The organism is Pseudomonas sp. T1.Ur (assembly GCF_023516725.1).
Classification (GTDB): domain Bacteria; phylum Pseudomonadota; class Gammaproteobacteria; order Pseudomonadales; family Pseudomonadaceae; genus Aquipseudomonas; species Aquipseudomonas alvandae.
Genome location: NZ_JAMGSN010000001.1, coordinates 528,563 through 546,454 on the forward strand (window position 1 = coordinate 528,563; position 17,892 = coordinate 546,454).

Sequence of the window (17,892 nt, forward strand, 5' to 3'; positions counted from 1 at the left end):
TCGTCCGTCAGATATGCAGGATATATTCGCGGACCAACTTGCTGCCGAAGTACGCCAGCATCAGCAGGCAGAACCCCGCCAGTGTCCAGCGAATCGCCTTGTGGCCACGCCAGCCGAGACGGTTGCGGCCCCACAGCAGCACGCTGAACACCACCCAGGCCAGGCACGCCAGCAAGGTCTTGTGCACAAGGTGTTGGGCGAACAGGTTCTCGACGAACAGCCAACCGGAGATCAGCGACAGCGACAGCAGGGTCCAGCCGGCCCAGAGGAAACCGAACAGCAGGCTTTCCATGGTTTGCAGCGGAGGGAAATTGCGGATCAGCCCGGACGGGTGCTTGTGCTTGAGTTGATGGTCCTGCACCAGCAGGAGCAGCGCCTGGAATACCGCGATGGTAAACAGGCCGTAGGCGAGGATCGACAGCAGGATATGGGCGAGGATGCCCGGCTCTTCGTCGATGATCTGCACCGTGCCCGACGGCGCGAACTGCGCCAGCAGCACCGTGGCCAGCCCCAGCGGGAACAACAGCACCAGCAGGTTTTCCACGGGTATGCGCGAGCAAGCCAGCAGCGTCAGGGCAATCACCGCGACGGCAATCAGGCTGGCGGCGTTGAAAAAGTCCAGGCCCAGGCCGATCGGCGTCATCAAGTGAGTAAAAAGGCTGGCTGCGTGGCCGAGCACCGCCAGCACGCCAAGCGTGACCAGCAGGCGTTTGTTCGCCTTGGCGCCGGAGGCCAGGCGGGTGCCTTGATAGAGGGTCGCAGCGGCGTACAGGCAGGCGGCGGCGAGGGAAGCAAGCAAACTGGGTGACAAGGGGAGCATAAGTCCTGTTAGGCAAGCCCGAAAGGCGCTGAGTTTGGCATAGAACCCCCTCCACACGAAAGACCACAGCAAGGTGTACGCCGCACGCTTCTTCGCTATAATCCGCGACCTGCCCACGCCGCAGGCTCGCCGAGCACATATTTCACGGTCTGGGCCGCCATTATCCCGGTCTCATCTGGGCCTGAAAGGATCGCGCATGTTTGAAAACCTAACCGACCGTCTCTCGCAGACGCTGCGCCATGTCACCGGCAAGGCGAAACTGACCGAGGACAACATCAAAGACACCTTGCGCGAAGTGCGCATGGCGTTGCTCGAAGCCGACGTCGCCCTGCCGGTGGTCAAGGACTTCGTCAATTCGGTGAAGGAACGCGCCGTCGGCACCGAAGTGTCGCGCAGCCTGACACCGGGCCAGGCCTTCGTGAAGATCGTCCAGGCCGAGCTCGAAAGCCTGATGGGCGCGGCCAACGAAGACCTGAACCTGAGCGCCGTACCGCCAGCGGTGGTGCTGATGGCCGGTCTGCAAGGCGCGGGCAAGACCACCACGGCCGGCAAACTGGCGCGCTTCCTTAACGAGCGCAAGAAGAAGTCGGTGATGGTGGTGTCCGCGGACATCTACCGTCCGGCGGCGATCAAGCAGCTGGAAACCCTGGCCAACGACATCGGCGTGACGTTCTTCCCGTCCGACCTGAGCCAGAAGCCGGTGGACATCGCCCAGGCGGCTATTAAAGAAGCAAAACTGAAGTTCATCGACGTGGTCATCGTCGATACCGCCGGTCGCCTGCACATCGATGAAGAGATGATGGGCGAGATCAAGGCGCTGCATGCCGCGATCAATCCGGTGGAAACCCTGTTTGTCGTCGATGCCATGACCGGCCAGGACGCGGCCAACACCGCCAAGGCCTTCGGTGATGCACTGCCGCTGACCGGCGTGATCCTGACCAAGGTCGACGGCGACGCCCGTGGCGGTGCCGCGTTGTCGGTACGCGCCATCACCGGCAAGCCGATCAAGTTCATCGGCATGGGCGAGAAGAGCGAAGCGCTCGAGCCGTTCCATCCTGAGCGTATCGCTTCGCGCATCCTCGGCATGGGCGACGTGCTCAGCCTGATCGAACAGGCGGAAGCGACCCTCGACAAGGACAAGGCCGACAAACTGGCCAAGAAGCTGAAGAAGGGCAAGGGCTTCGACCTCGAGGACTTCCGCGACCAGTTGCAACAAATGAAGAACATGGGCGGCCTCGGCGGCCTCATGGACAAACTGCCGAACATCGGTGGCGTAAACCTGGCGCAGATGGGCAATGCCCAGGGCGCGGCGGAAAAACAGTTCAAGCAGATGGAAGCCATCATCAACTCCATGACCCCGGCCGAGCGCCGCGACCCTGAGCTGATCAGCGGTTCGCGCAAGCGTCGCATCGCCATGGGTTCCGGCACCCAGGTGCAGGACATCGGTCGCTTGATCAAGCAACACAAGCAGATGCAGAAGATGATGAAGAAGTTCTCCGCCAAGGGCGGGATGGCCAAGATGATGCGCGGCATGGGCGGTATGTTGCCCGGCGGCGGCATGCCGAAAATGTAAAGAATCTGCGCCGGCTGTCATGTCGGCGTTGCCCCGCACGGACGCGGGGATCTCCAGCAAACCCGCGCCAGGCGGGAGCTGACCTGCCGTTTTTAATGACGGCTTCATGGCAGATCTTGATTGCACGGCACCAGGCGCCGGAAAAAGTCATTTGCAAAAGTCCGGATATTCCTTAGAATATGCGGCCTTTCGGGCACCTATGCCCGCTGTGCATTTAGATTTGCAGCACCGACTACAGGAACGATGTTCACATGCTAACAATCCGTCTTGCCCTTGGCGGCTCCAAAAAGCGCCCGTTTTACCACCTGACCGTAACCGACAGCCGCAATCCGCGTGACGGTTCCCACAAGGAGCAGGTTGGTTTCTTCAACCCTGTTGCCCGTGGTCAGGAAGTTCGTCTGTCCGTGAACCAAGAGCGCGTAGCCTACTGGCTGAGCGTTGGTGCACAACCTTCTGAGCGCGTTGCTCAGTTGTTGAAGGAATCGGCTAAGGCCGCGGCCTGAGCAATATGAACGCGACGCCAAAAGATGCCGGTGATTTGATCGTTGTCGGCAAGATCTACTCTGTACATGGCGTTCGCGGCGAAGTGAAGGTGTATTCCTTTACTGATCCGATCAAGAACCTGTTGGACTACAAAACCTGGACGCTCAAGCGCGAAGGTAGCGTGAAACAGGTGGAGCTGGTCAGCGGACGCGGGAACGACAAGTTCCTGGTCGCAAAGCTCAAGGATCTCGATGATCGTGAAGAAGCACGTCTTCTGGCCGGTTATGAGATCTGCGTGCCGCGCAACCTGTTCCCTGAACTGACCGACGGCGAGTACTACTGGTACCAGCTGGTGGGTCTGAAGGTCATCGACCACCTCGGGCAATTGCTCGGGAAGATCGATCACCTGCTCGAGACCGGTTCGAACGATGTCATGGTGGTCAAGCCTTGCGTCGGCAGCCTGGATGATCGCGAACGCCTGTTGCCCTATACCGAGCAATGCGTGTTGGCCGTCGACCTTGAAGCAGGCGAGATGAAGGTGGAATGGGATGCGGATTTCTAAACGTGGCTAATTTGCGCGTTGAAGTCATCACGCTGTTTCCCGAGATGTTTTCCGCCATCAGCGAATACGGCATAACCAGCCGCGCGGTGAAACAGGAGCTGTTGCAGCTCACCTGTTGGAATCCGCGAGACTACACCACGGATCGGCATCACACTGTGGACGATCGCCCGTTTGGCGGTGGTCCGGGCATGGTGATGAAGATCAAGCCCCTGGAAGATGCACTGGTTCAGGCCAAGGCAGCAGCCGGGGAGGCGGCGAAGGTAATCTACCTGTCGCCCCAAGGCCGCCAGCTGACTCAGTCGGCGGTACGCGAGCTGGCGAATTCGGATGCATTGATCCTGATTGCCGGCCGTTATGAAGGCATTGACGAGCGTTTCATTGAAGCTCATGTCGATGAAGAGTGGTCGATTGGCGACTATGTACTGTCTGGCGGCGAGCTGCCGGCGATGGTCCTGATCGATGCGGTTACACGACTGCTGCCTGGAGCTTTAGGGCATGCGGATTCCGCCGAGGAAGATTCCTTTACGGATGGTCTGCTGGATTGCCCGCACTACACCCGACCGGAGGTGTATGCGGATCAGCGTGTTCCCGACGTGTTGCTGAGTGGCAACCACGCGCATATCCGGCGTTGGCGTTTACAGCAGTCCCTTGGTCGGACCTATGAACGACGCGCCGATCTTCTGGAAAGCCGCTCGCTTTCTGGAGAAGAGAAGAAGCTGCTCGAGGAATACATCCGCGAGCGGGACGATAGTTAACAACGTATCGATGGTAAGTCCGATGACTTGCCTTAGGAGCACAGCATGACTAACAAAATCATCCTTGCACTCGAAGCAGAGCAGATGACCAAAGAGATCCCTACCTTTGCCCCGGGCGACACCATTGTCGTTCAGGTGAAAGTGAAGGAAGGCGACCGTGCACGTCTGCAAGCGTTCGAAGGCGTTGTTATCGCCAAGCGTAACCGCGGCGTAAACAGTGCATTCACCGTTCGTAAGATCTCCAACGGTGTTGGCGTAGAGCGTACTTTCCAGACCTACAGCCCGCAAATCGACAGCATGGCTGTGAAGCGTCGCGGTGACGTACGTAAAGCCAAACTGTACTACCTGCGTGACCTGTCGGGTAAAGCAGCTCGCATCAAGGAAAAACTGGCTTAAGTCCAGCTTCCGATGCAAAAAAAGCAGCCTGCGGGCTGCTTTTTTGTTGCCTGCGATTTGCGCTTTGAGCACCCTGCATAGCTTCATGTCCCTTTTCGACGCCGTGTGTGCCCGTATCTTTCAAGAGTTTTTATGCCCGCTATCGATCATCCGCTGATAGACCAGTTTCTCGACGCCCTGTGGCTGGAGAAGGGGCTGTCCGATAACACCCGCGGCGCCTATCGCAGCGACCTGGCCCTGTTCAACGGTTGGTTGCAGGAAAAGAACCTGGCGTTGGTAAACGCCGGCCGGGAACTGATCCTCGATCATCTGGCGTGGCGCCTGGAGCAGAACTACAAACCGCGCTCCACTGCCCGATTTCTCTCCGGTTTGCGTGGGTTTTATCGCTATTTGCTGAGGGAAAAGTTGATCCCGGTGGATCCGACCTTGCGTGTGGAGATGCCGCAACTGGGGCGTCCGCTGCCCAAATCCTTGTCGGAGGCAGATGTGGAAGCATTGCTGGCGGCTCCCGACCTCAGCGACCCCATCGGCCAGCGTGATCGAGCCATGCTGGAGGTCCTGTATGCCTGTGGCTTGCGTGTTACCGAGTTGATCAGCCTGACGCTGGAACAGGTGAACCTGCGCCAGGGCGTGCTGCGGGTAATGGGCAAGGGCAGCAAGGAGCGCCTGGTGCCGATGGGCGAGGAAGCGATCATCTGGGTCGAGCGTTATATGCGTGATGCCCGTCATGATCTGCTGGGCGGGCGCCCCAGCGATGTGCTGTTTCCCAGCCTGCGCGGCGAGCAGATGACCCGCCAGACCTTCTGGCACCGTATCAAGCACCAGGCCAAGGTGGCGGGGATCAGTAAATCGCTTTCCCCGCACACCTTGCGGCATGCCTTCGCCACGCACTTGCTCAATCACGGCGCCGACCTGCGGGTGGTGCAGATGCTGCTGGGGCATAGCGACCTGTCCACCACCCAGATCTACACCCATGTGGCCCGGGCGCGGTTGCAGGAGCTGCATGCCAAACACCATCCGCGCGGCTGAAATCTGCCGCGATGTTGTCAGTGCTGCCGCCATCGCGAGCAAGCTCGCTCCCACAGGAGATCTATGTCGCACCGAAGATCAAATGTGGGAGCGAGCTTGCTCGCGATGGCGGTGTGTCAGCCTGCATCAATCCTCAAAGCGTCTTGCATCACCGGCATTCGGCCACGCCACCCTTATGTGGTAGGCTTTCCCGGTTTGCACAGTGGGCGGCTGGAACCCGAATCTGCGGGTCGGCGTTTCCTCGTCCCATTTGTTCGCCTCAGGAGTCCCCATGCGTTTGATCCAGATGTTCACCGCCGCCGCCCTCGCGCTGGCCAGTACCTTTGCCATCGCCGATGACGCGGCCGACCAGGCTATCCGCAAGAGCCTGGCCAACCTTGAGCTCGAAGTGCCGATCGAAGCCATTACCGCCAGCCCGATGTCCGGCCTCTATGAAGTCAAGCTCAAGGGCAGTCGCGTGCTGTACGCCAGTGCCGACGGCCAGTACATCGTCCAGGGCAACCTGTTCGCGCTCAAGGATGGCAAGCCGGTCAATCTCACCGAGATCACCGAGCGCCAGGGCATCTCCAAACTGATCAACGGCATCCCGGTTGCCGAGACCGTGGTCTATCCGGCTATTGGCGAGACCAAGTCGCACATCACCGTATTCACCGACACCACCTGCCCGTATTGCCACAAGTTGCACGCTGAAGTGCCGGAGCTGAACAAGCGCGGTATCGAAGTGCGCTACGTGGCGTTCCCGCGCCAGGGCCTGGGTTCGCCGGGTGACGAGCAGCTGCAGGCGGTCTGGTGCTCCAAGGACAAGAAGGCGGCCATGGACAAGATGGTCGACGGCAAGGAAATCAAGGCCGCCAAGTGCGAGAATCCGGTTTCCAAGCAGTTCGCCCTTGGTCAGTCCATCGGCGTGAATGGCACGCCGGCCATCGTTTTGGCGGACGGCCAGGTGATTCCGGGCTATCAGCCGGCGCCGCAAGTCGCCAAACTGGCCCTGAGCGCAAAATGACCAGGGTCGATCGGCTTTTGAAGATCACGGCTCGGCGAAAACCTTCGTCGGGCCGTTAAACACAAAGTCGCGTTGCTGCGCGGCTGTATTTCACGGCCGACCTTGCGTCGGCCGTTTCATGGGGAGTCAAGAGTGAATCCGGTCAAAGTAGGCATCTGTGGGTTAGGTACCGTCGGTGGCGGCACCTTCAACGTACTTCAGCGCAACGCCGAGGAAATTGCTCGTCGTGCCGGGCGTGGAATCGAAGTGGCACAAATTGCCATGCGCACGCCAAAGCCTCAGTTCCAGACGACCGGTATTGCGATTACCAACGATGTCTTCGAAGTGGCCACGAACCCTGAGATCGACATCGTGATAGAGCTGATGGGCGGCTATACCGTTGCCCGAGAGCTGGTACTCAAGGCCATCGAGAATGGCAAGCATGTGGTCACCGCGAACAAGGCGCTCATCGCCGTTCACGGTAATGAAATTTTCGCCAAGGCGCGCGAGAAAGGCGTGATCGTTGCGTTCGAAGCCGCCGTGGCCGGGGGTATTCCGGTGATCAAGGCGATTCGTGAAGGCCTCTCGGCCAACCGCATCAACTGGGTTGCGGGGATCATCAACGGCACTGGTAACTTCATCCTCACCGAAATGCGCGAAAAAGGGCGCACCTTCGAGGACGTGCTCACCGAGGCCCAGGCCCTGGGGTACGCCGAGGCCGATCCGACCTTCGACGTGGAAGGCATCGACGCGGCACACAAGCTGACGATCCTGGCTTCCATCGCCTTTGGCATCCCGCTGCAATTCGACAAGGCCTACACCGAAGGCATCACCAAGCTGACCACCGCCGACGTGAACTACGCCGAAGCCCTGGGCTACCGCATCAAGCACCTGGGCGTGGCGCGCAGCACGGCCAGCGGCATCGAATTGCGTGTGCACCCGACGCTGATCCCGGCGGATCGCCTGATCGCCAACGTCAACGGCGTGATGAATGCGGTGATGGTCAATGGCGATGCCTCCGGCTCGACGCTGTTCTACGGGGCTGGCGCCGGCATGGAGCCGACTGCATCCTCGGTAATCGCCGACCTGGTGGATGTGGTTCGCGCCATGACCTCGGACCCGGAAAACCGCGTGCCGCACCTGGCCTTCCAGCCGGATTCGTTGTCGGCTCATCCGATTCTTCCGATCGACGCCTGCGAAAGTGCCTACTACTTGCGCATCCAGGCGAAGGACCATCCGGGCGTGTTGGCCCAGGTGGCGAGCATCCTTTCGGAGCGTGGCATCAACATCGAATCGATCATGCAGAAGGAAGTCGAGGAGCACGACGGCTTGGTGCCGATGATCCTGCTGACCCATCGCGTGGTCGAGCAGCGCATCAACGACGCGATCGCCGCGTTGGAAGCGCTGCAGGGCGTCGTTGGCCCAGTGGTCCGTATCCGCGTCGAACATTTGAACTAAGCAGCTGCAAGCTGCAAGCTGAGAGCTACAAGTTAAAGCAGACCCGCTTTTACTTGTGGCTTGCAGCTTGCAGCTCGCCGCTCAAACCGAAGGTTTGCCCCTATGCGCTATATCAGTACTCGCGGCCAGGCACCGGCCCTGAATTTCGAAGATGTCCTGCTGGCCGGCCTGGCCACCGATGGCGGTCTCTATGTGCCGGAGAACCTGCCGCGTTTCACCCAGGAAGAAATCGCCTCCTGGGCCGGCCTGCCGTATCACGAGCTGGCCTTCCGCGTGATGCGCCCGTTTGTTGCCGGCAGCATTCCGGACGCCGATTTCAAGAAGATCCTCGAAGAGACCTATGGGGTCTTTTCCCACAATGCCATCGCTCCGTTGCGTCAGCTCAACGGTAACGAATGGGTCATGGAGTTGTTCCACGGTCCGACCCTGGCGTTCAAGGATTTCGCCTTGCAACTGCTCGGTCGCCTGCTGGACTATGTGCTGCAAAAGCGTGGCGAGCGCGTGGTGATCGTCGGCGCAACGTCCGGCGATACCGGTTCGGCTGCCATCGAAGGCTGCAAGCATTGCGAGAACGTCGACATTTTCATCCTGCACCCGCACAACCGCGTCTCGGAAGTACAGCGCCGGCAGATGACGACCATCTTCGGCGAAAACATCCACAACATTGCCATCGAAGGCAACTTCGATGACTGCCAGGAAATGGTCAAGGCGAGCTTCGCCGACCAGGGTTTCCTCAAGGGCACTCGGCTGGTGGCGGTGAACTCGATCAACTGGGCGCGGATCATGGCCCAGATCGTCTATTACTTCCACGCGGCCCTGCAATTGGGCGGCCCGGCCCGTTCGGTATCGTTCTCGGTGCCGACCGGCAATTTCGGCGATATCTTCGCCGGCTACCTGGCGCGCAACATGGGCCTGCCGATCAACCAACTGATCGTCGCCACCAACCGCAACGACATCCTGCACCGCTTCATGAGCGGCAACCAGTACGTGAAGGAAACCCTGCACGCCACGCTGTCGCCGTCGATGGACATCATGGTGTCGTCGAACTTCGAACGCCTGTTGTTCGATCTGCACGGCCGCAACGGCGCGGCGATCGCCAGCCTGATGGACAGCTTCCGGCAGGGCGGCGGTTTCAGCGTCGAGGCCGAGCGTTGGACCGAAGCCCGCAAGCTGTTCGATTCCCTGGCCGTGGATGACGCGCAGACCTGCGAGACCATCGCCGAGGTGTTCGGGCAAAGCGGTGAGTTGCTCGACCCACACACCGCCATTGGCGTGAGGGCCGCGCGCGAGTGCCGTCGCAGCCTGGACATCCCCATGGTCATCCTGGGCACCGCACACCCGGTCAAGTTTCCCGAAGCCGTGGAGAAAGCGGGCGTAGGAAAAGCGCTCGAACTACCAGCACATCTTTCTGATTTGTTTGAGCGAAACGAGCGTTGCACGGTGTTGCCGAACGACTTGAAAGCCGTGCAGGCCTTTGTCAGCCAGCATGGCAATCGCGGCAAGCCTCTCTGACGGCGCTAACCTGTCACATTTTGAAGCCCGTCTCCTGACGGGCTTTTTTGTTTCTACATGCCAAACTGGTCGGGTTTTCGCCCTTGGAGGGATGGGCGGGTAATTTCGAAGGAAGTGCAGATGTTGTTCTTTATCCGATGCAAACCAGTGCTGGGCTGGATGATGGGCCTGGTCCTGATGTACTGGACCCAGTGGGGCGGCGCGGCCCAACTGGCGACCTCCGGTCAACCACCGTTCGAGCCGGGCGGGCGGCTGGCGCTTGATGCCGAGGAGTTGCGGTGGATCAGGGAAAATCCGCGTGTCGTCGTCGCCTCGATGCAGTTCCCGCTGTACCTGTTCCAAGATGAGCGCGGGCGATGGAATGGGCTGAACGAGGATATTCTGCGGCGTATCGCGCACATGACCGGGCTTGAGTTTGTCCATCGGGAATCGTTCTCTCCCGATCAATTGATCGCGATGTTGCAAAACGGCGAGGCCGACATGACGACCACCCTGGCGATGAACGACGAGCGCCGGGAATTCCTGAGTTTCAGCCATGCCTTCGGAGGCGCCGGCTGGGTCTTCGTCGGGCGCAACGGCGCGCCGCTGCTTCGTTCGCTGGAGCAGCTCAACGGCAAGGTCCTGGCATTGCCGGCACGCCACGCGTTGGAAGCGCAGATCAAGCGCGACCATCCGGCGATCGAACTGCGCACGGTCATGACCTACGGTGAGGCGAGGGCGCTGGTGGAGAGCCGGGAAGCCCATGCCACCATCGAGAATGAAACCGTCGCGCACCTTTATCCTGCGGGGCAGCTGCAGGTGGGTAGCAACCTCGAAGGTCGATGGGAACCCGATTATCTGGCTGTGCGCCAGGATCTGCGACCTTTGCTGGGCATATTGAACAAGGCGCTGGAAGCATTCCCGATCGAAGAAATGCGCGCGCTGCGCGCCAAGTGGCTGGCAGGCATTGCCCCGCGCCAGGTACCGTCGCTCTGGACACGTGTTTCCCAGTGGAGCTATTGGTGTGTGGTCGGGGCGGGGGTGTTCGGCCTGTTGTCCCTGCTGTGGAGCCGTCGCCTGCAGGCGCAGATCGATCAGCGTCTCAAGGCCGAGGCGGTGCTCAACGACCAGTTGACCCTCCAGCGAGCCCTGATGGACGCCATTCCCGATCCGATCTTCATTCGTGACCTCGAGGGACGGCTGATCATGTGCAACAGAAGTTACGAGGAACAGTTTTCGACCCGCTTCGAAAAACTGCGAGGGACGCGTTTGACAGACTATTCGGCCTTTCCATTGGCGACTGCCGAGCTGCTGCATGATGAACTGATGGAGCAATTGCAAACCCGCAAGCCGCGATTTGTTGACCGTCAACTGATGTTCAACTGCGGATTACGGGACATCTACCACTGGTCGGTGCCGTTTTATGGCGCCGATGGGCAATTGCGGGGACTCCTGGGGGGATGGATCGACGTCGGGCGGCGGTGGCGGCATTCGAACCGGTTTCTGGCGTAAGTCCGACAACGGGCAATGGCTGTTGTCTGCCTGTCACATTGGACGCGCATGCTCGTTTGAACAGGCCTCGGGTGTGGCGCTTCGTTGCGCTGGCGAACTTTCCGCCAGGCCCAACGGTCACTTACTGTGCAGTTGTTTTTTCGGACTAATGAAGGGTGATCGAATGGAAAGTATCAGCCTGTTGCTGAATGAAGCCTTGAGCCCGTACCAGGTCACGCTCACTCCCTCCGGTACCAAGGGCGAGTGCCTGGTGACGCTGAAGAACCGCTCGGGCGCCATCATCGTCGAGCGAGCGTTCAATCAGGCCCAGTTGGCCGACAAGCGCCAACTGACTGACGTGGTCGATGGCCTGCATCGTGACGTGATGATTGCCGAAGGTCGCTTGGAGCCTTGTGTGATCGCGGCATTGCGTAACCTGGCGCGCGACAAGGTCATGACCGTCCCGAATTGAGCGACATTTCCTAGGGAACCTTCCTACATCCTGGTGAGTCAGACCTTTTACCAACAAGAGCAAGCATTGTGCTCCGGTGCTTGTCGCTTGTTGTACGGACCTGAATGGTCACGTTTAACCCCGAGTTGTCTCCCCACTTCTCGGGGTTTCTTTTTGCCTCGGATTTATGGTCCGGCTTGTTCTCTCTCTGAGCGGCGTCGAACCTTTGTGGGAGCGAGCCTGCTCGCGAATGCGAAGGGCCGGTCAATGATGTATTGACTGAAACCTTGCCTTCGCGAGCAGGCTCGCTCCCACAGTTAAACTCCGATTAATTTTTCGCTGCGGATTTCAAATAGCGCCATCGGCCCGCAGTCTGGCGATTTGCTGTGCATCGTAGCCAAGCTCACCGAGCACCAGCGCATTGTGCTCGCCCAACGCCGGCCCGACCCATTCGGACGTGCCAGGTGTTTCCGAGAGCTTCGGGATGATCCCAGGCATCTTGAACGCCTTGCCGTCCGGCAGCTTGGCCTGCAGGAACATTTCGCGGGCGAGAAATTGCGGGTCGCTGAACATGTCTTCGGCACTGAAGATCCGACTGGCCGGGACTCCAGCCTGGTTCAACTGTTCGATGACAGCCTCCAGCGGCAGTGAGTTGACCCAACGATCGATCACGCCATAAAGCTCGTCGCGGCGACTGTCGCGTCCATCATTGCTGGCCAGTTGCGGGTCGTTGGCCAGGTCGTCACGGCCAATGATTTGCATGAAACGCTTGAAGATGGCGTCACCGTTGGCGCCGATCTGCACGTGCTTGCCGTCGGCGCTGGTATGGATGGACGATGGGGTGATGCCGGGCATGATGTTGCCGGTGCGTTCGCGAATGAAACCGAACACATCGAATTCCGGCACCATGCTTTCCATCATGGCGAATATCGCTTCATACAGCGCCACGTCCACCACTTGTCCGGTTCCGCCATTCACCTCGCGATGACGCAAGGCCATCAGCGCACCGATCACGCCCCAGAGCGCGGCAATGGAGTCGCCGATGGAAATTCCTGTACGCACGGGTGGGCGATCCTCGAAACCGGTGATGTAGCGCAGGCCGCCCATGGATTCGCCAACGGCGCCAAAACCGGGTTGGTCCTTCATTGGTCCGGTCTGGCCGAAACCTGAAAGCCGGACCATCACCAGTTTCGGGTTCAGTGCATGCAACACGTCCCAGCCCAGGCCGAGCTTTTCCAGCACGCCGGGGCGAAAGTTCTCGATCAGGATGTCTGCTTCACCGATCAGCTGTTTGAGGATCGCCAGGCCTTCGGGATGCTTGAGATTCAACGTCAGGGACTTTTTGTTGCGCGCCTGGACAAACCACCACAAGGACGTGCCTTCATAAAGCTTGCGCCATTTACGCAGCGGATCGCCGCCGTCGGGCGATTCGACCTTGATCACCTCGGCGCCGAATTCACCGCAGATGCGCGAGGCGAAAGGGCCGGCGATCAGGGTGCCGAGTTCGATGACCTTGACGCCGGCAAGGGGTTTGGCAGTAAGCGACATAACGAATCCTTGTAGGACAAAGGCGGAACGAGAACAGCGTTTTATCATAGGCCAAGGTCAGTCGCCGCAGGTTGATGGTCGGCAATTCGTGGATTGCCCTTGTCATCGGTTAGACTTGCCGCCTTTCCCCGTATCAAGAAGCCCGTTCATGGCCCAGCCGTCCACGACCTACAAGTTTGAACTGAACCTCACCGACCTCGACCGCAACGTGTACGAGAACGTGAAGCAAACCATCGCCCGCCATCCTTCGGAAACCGAGGAGCGCATGACCGTGCGCCTGCTGGCCTACGCGTTCTGGTACAACGAGCTGCTGTCGTTCGGTCGTGGTCTGTCAGACGTCGATGAGCCCGCCTTGTGGGAAAAAAGCCTGGACGATCGTGTGCTGCATTGGATCGAAGTCGGCCAGCCGGACGCCGAGCGCCTGACCTGGTGCTCGCGCCGCACCGAGCGCACCAGCCTGCTGGCCTATGGCAGCCTGCGTGTCTGGGAAGGCAAGGTGATTCCCGCCGTGAAGACGTTGAAGAACGTGAACATCGCCGCCGTGCCCCAGGAAGTCCTCGAGACCCTGGCCCAGGACATGCCTCGGGTCATCAAGTGGGACGTGATGATCAGCGAAGGGACGATTTTCGTGACCGACGACCGTGGCCAGCACGAAGTGCAGCTACAGTGGTTGCTCGGCGAGCGTGGTTGAGCCTGTAGGCGCTGCCGAGCGAAGCGAGGCTGCGATCTTTCCCTGACGCTTGAGTCTGGAGGGAAAGATCAAAAGATCGTCCGAACGCGGCCCGCGCCTTCGGCAGCTCCTACAGAGCCCATCGCAGGCAAGCGCCCTCGCCACCGTCCAGATGCCCCAAAATATAGAGAAAAATCGTTCCCCCATGCGCATAGAACCCCGCCAGTTACCCGACACCCTGCCATTCCTCGGTGACCTGCCGCCGCTGTTGACCCGCCTGTACGCCGCCCGAGGCGTGCAATCGGCGGTTGAGCTGGATAAAAGCCTGGCACGCCTGATCCCTTACCAGCAGCTCAAGGGGATCGACGCCGCCGTGGACCTGCTGGTGACGGCGCTGGAGCAACGTCAGCGCATCCTGATCGTCGGCGATTTCGATGCGGACGGTGCAACTGCCAGCACGGTAGGGGTATTGGGCCTGCGCCTGCTCGGTGCGGCCCATGTCGATTACCTGGTGCCCAACCGCTTCGAATATGGCTACGGGCTGACCCCGGAAATCGTTGAGGTCGCCCTGGAGCGCGAGCCGCAACTGCTGATCACCGTGGACAACGGCATCTCCAGCGTCGAAGGCGTGGCGGCGGCGAAAGCGGCGGGTCTCAAAGTGCTGGTCACCGACCACCACTTGCCCGGTCTCGAATTGCCGGCGGCTGATGCCATCGTCAACCCGAACCAACCGGGTTGTGATTTTCCCAGCAAGGCACTGGCGGGCGTCGGCGTGATTTTTTACGTGCTGATGGCCCTGCGGGCACGCTTGCGCAGCCTGGGCTGGTATGCCACCAAGCCCCAACCGAACATCGGCGAACTGCTGGACCTGGTGGCGCTGGGCAGCGTCGCCGACGTGGTTCCTTTGGACGCCAATAACCGGATCCTGGTGCACCAGGGCCTGGAGCGTATTCGCGCCGGCCGCGCCCGTCCCGGGATCAAGGCGATCCTCGAAGTGGCCAAGCGCGACCCGTCGCGTATCACGTCCACCGACCTCGGTTTCATTCTCGGCCCGCGACTGAATGCGGCGGGGCGCCTGGACGACATGAGCCTGGGCATCGAATGCCTGCTCACCGATGACCCGACGCTGGCGCGGGAAATGGCGGCGCAACTGGACGGCATGAACCAGGACCGCAAATCCATCGAACAGGGCATGCAGCGCGAAGCGCTGGCCCAGCTCAAGGATTTGCCGGTGGAGTCGATGCCGTTCGGTTTGTGCCTGTTCGATCCGCAGTGGCACCAAGGGGTCATCGGCATCCTCGCCTCGCGGATGAAAGAGCGGTATTTCCGTCCGACCATTGCCTTTGCCGATGCCGGGGACGGATTGCTCAAAGGCTCCGGCCGCTCGGTGCCGGGTTTTCATATTCGCGATGCGCTGAGCGTCGTCGCCGCGCAGCATCCGACGCTGATCAGCAAATACGGCGGTCATGCCATGGCGGCGGGGCTGACGTTGCCGGAGGCGAACTTTCCGTTGTTTGCCGAGGCGTTTGATGCGGAAGTGCGCAGGCAATTGCGCGAAGAAGACCTGACTGGCCGACTCTTGTCGGACGGCACCCTGGCGGTGGAAGAGTTCCACCTGGAACTGGCCCGGGCGCTGCGTCACGCCGGCCCTTGGGGCCAGCATTTCCCCGAGCCGATGTTCCATGGCGTGTTCCAGTTGGTCGAGCAGCGCGTGGTGGGCGAGCGGCACCTGAAGGTCATCCTCAAGAGCGAGTGCGGCTCGGTGAAGCTCGATGGCATTGCCTTCGGCATCGACCGCGAGATCTGGCCAAACCCTACGGTGCGCTGGGTCGAACTCGCCTACAAGCTCGACCTCAACGAGTTCCGCGGCCAGGAAACGGTGCAGTTGATGATTGCCCATATCGAACCGCGGTAGCCGATAAGCTTATCTGCCTCTTTGGCAGGCAAGCTGGCTGGTCCTGGAGCTGCCGAGCGAAGCGAGGCTGCGATCTTTCCATAGCCCGTTGAATCTGGGGCGAAAGAATAAAAGATCGTAGGCTTCGCCAGCTCCTACAGGGTCCAGCGGGGTCTGTAGGAGCTGCCGAGCGAAGCGAGGCTGCGATCTTTCCATGGCCCGTTGAATCTCGGGCGAAAGAATAAAAGATCGCAGGCTTCGCCAGCTCCTACAGGGTCCGGCGGGGTCTGTAGGAGCTGCCGAGCGAAGCGAGGCTGCGATCTTTCCATAGCCCGTTGAATCTGGGGCGAAAGAATAAAAGATCGCAGGCTTCGCCAGCTCCTACAGGGTCCGGCGGGGTCTGTAGGAGCTGCCGAGCGAAGCGAGGCTGCGATCTTTCCATAGCCCGTTGAATCTCGGGCGAAAGAATAAAAGATCGCAGGCTTCGCCAGCTCCTACAGGGTCCGGCGGGGTCTGTAGGAGCTGCCGAGCGAAGCGAGGCTGCGATCTTTCCATAGCCCGTTGAATCTGGGGCGAAAGAATAAAAGATCGCAGGCTTCGCCAGCTCCTACAGGGTCCGGCGGGGTCTGTAGGAGCTGCCGAGCGAAGCGAGGCTGCGATCTTTCCATAGCCCGTTGAATCTCGGTCGAAAGAATAAAAGATCGCAGGCTTCGCCAGCTCCTACAGGGTCCGGCGGGGTCTGTAGGAGCTGCCGAGCGAAGCGAGGCTGCGATCTTTCCATAGCCCGTTGAATCTGGGGCGAAAGAAGATCGCAGGCTTCGCCAGCTCCTACAGGGTCCAGCGGGGTCTGTAGGAGCTGTCGAGCGAAGCGAGGCTGCGATCTTTCCTTGGTCCGTTGAATCTCGGGCGAAAGAATAAAAGATCGCAGGCTTCGCCAGCTCCTACTAGTCTCTAAGCACTGCTTGATAGCCCTTGTGACGTCTTGTCTGTTTCTTTGCCCGCGGGGGCGGGTGTTGCACCTTTTGTCACTCGTCGACTTTTCAAACAGAACCCTGGAGCCTGCCCACTGATTCGAGAGGTGCCCCATGAGTCTGCTGCTGGAACCCTATACCCTTCGTCAACTGACCCTGCCCAATCGCATCGCCGTGTCGCCGATGTGCCAGTATTCGAGCGCCGATGGCTTGGCCAACGATTGGCATCTGGTGCACCTCGGCAGCCGCGCCGTGGGGGGCGCCGGGCTGGTCTTCACTGAAGCCACCGCCGTCACCGCCGATGGTCGCATTACTGCCCAGGACCTGGGCTTGTGGAACGACGAACAGATCGAGCCCCTACAGCGCATCACCCGGTTCATCACCGCACAAGGGGCCGTGCCCGGCATTCAACTCGCCCACGCCGGTCGCAAGGCCAGCACCTGGCGGCCGTGGCTGGGCAAGCATGGCAGCGTCAAGCTGGAGGACGGTGGCTGGGTGCCGGTCGGCCCGTCGCCGATCGCCTTCGATCCGCAGCACACCCAACCGGTCCAGCTGGACGAGGAGCAGATCGCCGACGTCATCCAAGCGTTCGTGGACGCGGCCAAGCGCGCCTTGACCGCCGGCTTCAAGGTCGTCGAGGTCCATGCGGCCCATGGCTATCTGCTGCATCAATTCCTTTCGCCGTTGAGCAATCAGCGCCGCGATCAATATGGCGGGTCGTTCGAAAATCGCATCCGGCTGGTGTTGCAAGTGACCGAAGCGGTCAGGGCTGTCTGGCCTGAAGAGCTCCCGGTATTCGTGCGTGTCTCCGCCACCGACTGGGTCGAAGACGGCTGGAACCCGGATGAAACCGTGGAGTTGGCGCGACGCTTCAGGATGCTGGGGGTGGACTTGATTGACGTGTCGTCGGGCGGTACCGCCGCGAATGCGGAAATTCCCACCGGCCCGGGCTATCAGACGCGCTTCGCCGAGCGGGTGCGCAAGGAGTCGGAAATCGCCACCGGCACCGTGGGCATGATTACCGAGCCGGCCCAGGCCGAGCACATTTTGCGCACCTGCCAGGCCGACATCATCTTCCTGGCTCGGGAGCTGTTGCGCGATCCGTATTGGGCGCTGCATGCCGATGATGACCTGGGCGGACGCAAGGCCACCTGGCCGGCGCAGTACCAGCGGGCGACGCATCGGGACCAGCCGATCCATGAGTCGGACTTGCGGGATTGAGGGCCTGATAAAACAAAAAGCCCCGGTCGATTGGCCGGGGCTTTTGTTTATCGGGCTGGATGATTCGGTGGCTGGACCGACCTCATCGTCGGGCGGC

General features: G+C 60.5%; 16 protein-coding genes. 14 read left to right on the top strand and 2 right to left on the bottom strand.

The features are described 5' to 3' along the window. Nucleotides 1-7: 7 nt before the first annotated feature. Nucleotides 8-820 carry a cytochrome C assembly family protein gene (locus tag M8Q45_RS02445; RefSeq protein WP_030139562.1) on the bottom strand — a complete coding sequence of 271 codons (813 nt, stop codon included), beginning with the start codon at nt 818-820 and terminating at the stop codon, nt 8-10. A 196-nt stretch (nt 821-1,016) separates the two neighbouring features. On the opposite strand from M8Q45_RS02445, the gene ffh reads away from it, so the two are divergent. The 11 genes from ffh (at nt 1,017) to M8Q45_RS02500 (ending at nt 11,512) form a co-directional block, all read left to right on the top strand. Continuing rightward, on the top strand, nt 1,017-2,393 hold the full coding sequence (gene ffh, locus M8Q45_RS02450) for a signal recognition particle protein (RefSeq protein ID WP_249873441.1): 1,377 nt from the start codon (nt 1,017-1,019) through the stop codon (nt 2,391-2,393). A 251-nt stretch (nt 2,394-2,644) separates the two neighbouring features. Further along, the gene (rpsP, locus tag M8Q45_RS02455) at nt 2,645-2,896 is read left to right on the top strand and encodes a 30S ribosomal protein S16 (protein WP_003198088.1); all 252 of its coding nucleotides are present in this window, start codon (nt 2,645-2,647) and stop codon (nt 2,894-2,896) included. A gap of 5 nt (nt 2,897-2,901) precedes the next feature. Beyond that, complete coding sequence (gene rimM / locus M8Q45_RS02460) at nt 2,902-3,438, top strand: ribosome maturation factor RimM (protein WP_030139560.1); 537 nt, start codon at nt 2,902-2,904, stop codon at nt 3,436-3,438. Further along, nucleotides 3,420-4,193, top strand: coding sequence for a tRNA (guanosine(37)-N1)-methyltransferase TrmD (trmD, locus tag M8Q45_RS02465; protein WP_187293314.1), 774 nt, complete (start codon nt 3,420-3,422; stop codon nt 4,191-4,193). The genes rimM and trmD overlap by 19 nt, the downstream gene beginning before the upstream one ends. Before the next feature lie 45 nt (nt 4,194-4,238). Continuing rightward, entirely contained in the window at nt 4,239-4,589 is a 351-nt protein-coding gene (gene rplS, locus M8Q45_RS02470) for a 50S ribosomal protein L19 (RefSeq protein ID WP_030139558.1), read from the top strand. A 132-nt stretch (nt 4,590-4,721) separates the two neighbouring features. Beyond that, a complete protein-coding gene (gene xerD / locus M8Q45_RS02475) occupies nt 4,722-5,618 on the top strand; it encodes a site-specific tyrosine recombinase XerD (RefSeq protein WP_249873442.1) in 897 nt (298 codons plus the stop codon). A gap of 271 nt (nt 5,619-5,889) precedes the next feature. Beyond that, on the top strand, nt 5,890-6,621 hold the full coding sequence (locus tag M8Q45_RS02480) for a DsbC family protein (RefSeq protein ID WP_249873443.1): 732 nt from the start codon (nt 5,890-5,892) through the stop codon (nt 6,619-6,621). A 132-nt stretch (nt 6,622-6,753) separates the two neighbouring features. Next, nucleotides 6,754-8,058 (top strand): homoserine dehydrogenase, encoded by a 1,305-nt coding sequence (locus M8Q45_RS02485; protein WP_030139555.1) that lies wholly within the window; start codon nt 6,754-6,756, stop codon nt 8,056-8,058. A gap of 102 nt (nt 8,059-8,160) precedes the next feature. Continuing rightward, nucleotides 8,161-9,570, top strand: a complete 1,410-nt coding sequence (gene thrC, locus M8Q45_RS02490) for a threonine synthase (protein WP_249873444.1) — start codon at nt 8,161-8,163, stop codon at nt 9,568-9,570. A 120-nt stretch (nt 9,571-9,690) separates the two neighbouring features. After that, on the top strand, nt 9,691-11,061 hold the full coding sequence (locus M8Q45_RS02495) for a transporter substrate-binding domain-containing protein (protein ID WP_249873445.1): 1,371 nt from the start codon (nt 9,691-9,693) through the stop codon (nt 11,059-11,061). A gap of 163 nt (nt 11,062-11,224) precedes the next feature. Continuing rightward, entirely contained in the window at nt 11,225-11,512 is a 288-nt protein-coding gene (locus M8Q45_RS02500; protein ID WP_249873446.1) for a DUF3509 domain-containing protein, read from the top strand. Nucleotides 11,513-11,839: 327 nt separating this feature from the next. On the opposite strand, the gene M8Q45_RS02505 is transcribed toward M8Q45_RS02500, so the two are convergent. Then, nucleotides 11,840-13,039 carry a CaiB/BaiF CoA transferase family protein gene (locus M8Q45_RS02505; RefSeq protein ID WP_249873447.1) on the bottom strand — a complete coding sequence of 400 codons (1,200 nt, stop codon included), beginning with the start codon at nt 13,037-13,039 and terminating at the stop codon, nt 11,840-11,842. A 148-nt stretch (nt 13,040-13,187) separates the two neighbouring features. Here M8Q45_RS02505 and M8Q45_RS02510 point away from each other — a divergent pair, with 148 nt between their 5' ends. From M8Q45_RS02510 to M8Q45_RS02520, 3 genes are all read left to right on the top strand, one after another. Further along, entirely contained in the window at nt 13,188-13,730 is a 543-nt protein-coding gene (locus tag M8Q45_RS02510) for a YaeQ family protein (protein ID WP_249873448.1), read from the top strand. 184 nt (nt 13,731-13,914) lie between these two features. Then, nucleotides 13,915-15,624 carry a single-stranded-DNA-specific exonuclease RecJ gene (gene recJ / locus M8Q45_RS02515; RefSeq protein WP_249873449.1) on the top strand — a complete coding sequence of 570 codons (1,710 nt, stop codon included), beginning with the start codon at nt 13,915-13,917 and terminating at the stop codon, nt 15,622-15,624. Between the two features lie 1,064 nt (nt 15,625-16,688). Further along, nucleotides 16,689-17,795, top strand: a complete 1,107-nt coding sequence (locus M8Q45_RS02520; RefSeq protein WP_249873450.1) for an NADH:flavin oxidoreductase/NADH oxidase — start codon at nt 16,689-16,691, stop codon at nt 17,793-17,795. The last annotated feature ends 97 nt before the right edge of the window (nt 17,796-17,892 follow it).